This is a genomic window from Pseudomonas helleri (assembly GCF_009600315.1).
GTDB lineage: Bacteria > Pseudomonadota > Gammaproteobacteria > Pseudomonadales > Pseudomonadaceae > Aquipseudomonas > Aquipseudomonas helleri_A.
Map to the genome: position 1 here is coordinate 1 of NZ_WIWC01000166.1, position 269 is coordinate 269.

A 269-nucleotide genomic window follows, 5' to 3' on the forward strand; every position below is an offset into this window, starting at 1 on the left:
GACTTCACCTGGGACGGCAAAGACGCCGATGGCGAGCTGCTGGAGAAGGGCTCTTACACCTTCAGCGCCTCGACCAAAACTGACGCCGGTACAACGGCGTTGACCACCTACCTGCCAGCCACGGTCAACAGCGTGACCCTGAGCAAGACCGGTGGCGAAATCATGCTCAACCTCGCCGGGCTGGGCAGCATTGGTATATCAAAAGTCCAGACGATAGGCCTTTAAGGAGAGACATATGTCATTCAATATCGGCCTTAGCGGCCTGTATG

At 56.5% G+C, this 269-nt stretch carries 1 protein-coding gene; it reads left to right on the plus strand.

All coding sequences use genetic code 11. The features are described from left to right. The coding region (locus GHN86_RS23225) for an FLgD tudor-like domain-containing protein (RefSeq protein WP_323370017.1) at positions 1-225 on the plus strand (225 nt) is incomplete at its 5' end. Positions 226-269 lie beyond the last annotated feature (44 nt).